The organism is Pectinatus brassicae, assembly GCF_014201835.1.
In the GTDB taxonomy this organism is placed as follows: Bacteria; Bacillota; Negativicutes; order Selenomonadales; family Selenomonadaceae; genus Pectinatus; species Pectinatus brassicae.
The window spans coordinates 1-2,132 of the sequence record NZ_JACHFH010000073.1 but is presented as its reverse complement, the minus strand read 5'-3'; the positions used below and the strand labels follow the sequence as shown (position 1 = coordinate 2,132).

Here is a 2,132-nt window from a genome sequence, read left to right as displayed (position 1 = left end):
CAAGTGCGACAAGAAGTCGCGTAATATATTGCCGAAAGGCTACCCCATCCATTCGGGGTAACCCTATTGTGACTAGCGTGAATGGCAACGTTTGGGTTAGAAAGCTCACAAGACAATGTGGAAATCCGAGTAGCCTAAAACTGGGACAACTGCTAGGGTAAGAAAGCTATGGAGAACATAAAGTGAATCACTGTAGGAATCGTTACGCTGGAGCAAGCGAAATAGGCTGAAACGCTTCGACCAAAATGGTAAGGAGTCAAGCAAAGGTGAACTGTTAAACTAATGCGAATGGATGAAGAACTCCCGGTTTAAAGGTGGCTCCTAAGGCTTTCACAATTATGTATCACGCGGAACTTGGTAAACCCTATATGCTCCTCACAAGAACGAGGTATCTAACCGCAAGGATAAGAAACGGTATAGAGGGCAGAAGAAAAGGGTAAAAAGCAAATGCTACTTTTGTAATGAAAGAAGATAGGGGTTCAAACTTTGCCCTAACTTGAAAGAGTGCTGACTTATCCTATGGTATTTCTTGGCAGGAAAGGATGTCAAACCTATGAATTTTAGTAACTCAACGACGGATAAAACCGAGAGGCTAAAAGACGAAAATACACTGGCTGACCAATGGGAATCGATTGATTGGACACAAGTGGAAAAAGAGGTTAATAGGCTACAGACCAGAATTGCTAAGGCAACAGTGAAGGGTGACAAGAACAAAGTCAAAAGACTACAATACTTACTAACGCATTCATTTTATGCCAAAGCCTATTCGGTAAAGAAAGTAACATCAAACAAGGGAAAGAACACCTCTGGGATCGACAAAAAGCTCTGGTCAACTCCATCATCAAAGATGAAGGCAGTTTTAGCACTTACAGATAAAAACTACCGAGCGAAACCGCTTAGACGAGTATTTATTGAAAAGAAGGGCAAAAACAAGAAACGACCGCTAGGAATCCCTGTCATGTACGACCGTGCCATGCAAACATTATACGCGTTAGCACTTGAACCAATAGCTGAAACTACAGGCGATCACATTTCGTTTGGATTTCGTAAAGGTAGAAGTGCGAAAGACGCCTGTGAACAAATATTTAATGTGCTGGCAAGAGAATGCTCCCCGACATGGATACTAGAAGGAGATATCAAAGGCTGCTTTGATAACATCAATCATGACTGGTTACGGGAAAATATCCCGATGGACAAAAGAATCATGAAGCAATTCCTGAAATCTGGGTTTATATATGAGGGTAATTTATTTCCTACGGACATAGGATCACCCCAAGGCGGAGCAATCTCAAGCATATATGCGAATATGACATTAGATGGTCTTGAAAAGTTAATTCAAGATAAATATCATCGAAATTCCAAAGGTAAAATCGAAAATCACTATCGGGCAAAGAGCAAAGTTAATCTCGTGCGCTATGCGGATGACTTCATCATTACCGCAAAGACAAAAGAAATAGCAGAAGAACTCAAAGATGTAGTCAGCCAATTTCTTGCAACACGTGGACTAACTCTATCCGAAGAAAAAACGCTGATTACGCATATAGATATGGGCTTTGATTTTCTTGGTTGGACATTTCGAAAATTCAAAGGGAAATTAATTATCAAACCTTCAAAAAACTCAATAAAAACTCTGGTCAGGAAATTTGCCACTATCATTCTAAAACAGGGAAAGGCAACCAGTCAATCCGAATTAATTCGCAGATTAAATCAAATAATCAGAGGTTGGTCTAACTACCACAGACATGTGGTCGCAAGTCAAGCTTTCTCCCATATCAATAACACGTTATATATTCTATTGCAACAATGGGCAAAACATCGCCACCCCAACAAAAACACATGGTGGAGATTAAACAAATATTGGCATGAAAAGAATGGTAAGCCATGGCTGTTCATGTCGGGTGAATATAACCTTATAAATCTAAGAAGGATAAATATCATCCGACACCCTAATTTACAGATTTCGAAAAATCCCTTCTTACATGAAGCATATTTTATAAAAAGAAAGATGAAATTAAAATCACTATTCGCCGCCAGAAATGGTTAAGAAATGCTTGAGCCGTATGAGCGGGAAACTCTCACGTACGGTTCTTAGACGAGGAAAAGGGAGTAATCCCTTTTTCTTAGTCGATTAT

The 2,132-nt window shown here is 39.8% G+C and carries 1 protein-coding gene; it reads left to right on the top strand.

Annotated elements, in window-relative coordinates; all coding sequences use genetic code 11:
• Nucleotides 1-553: 553 nt before the first annotated feature.
• Entirely contained in the window at nucleotides 554-2,044 is a 1,491-nt protein-coding gene (gene ltrA / locus HNR32_RS13620) for a group II intron reverse transcriptase/maturase (RefSeq protein WP_183863586.1), read from the top strand.
• Nucleotides 2,045-2,132: the final 88 nt, after the last annotated feature.

What these genes read in the sequence shown, in the direction of transcription:
- ltrA (WP_183863586.1), top strand. Translation starts at nt 554, where the DNA reads ATGAATTTTAGTAACTCAACGACGGATAAAACCGAGAGGCTAAAAGAC.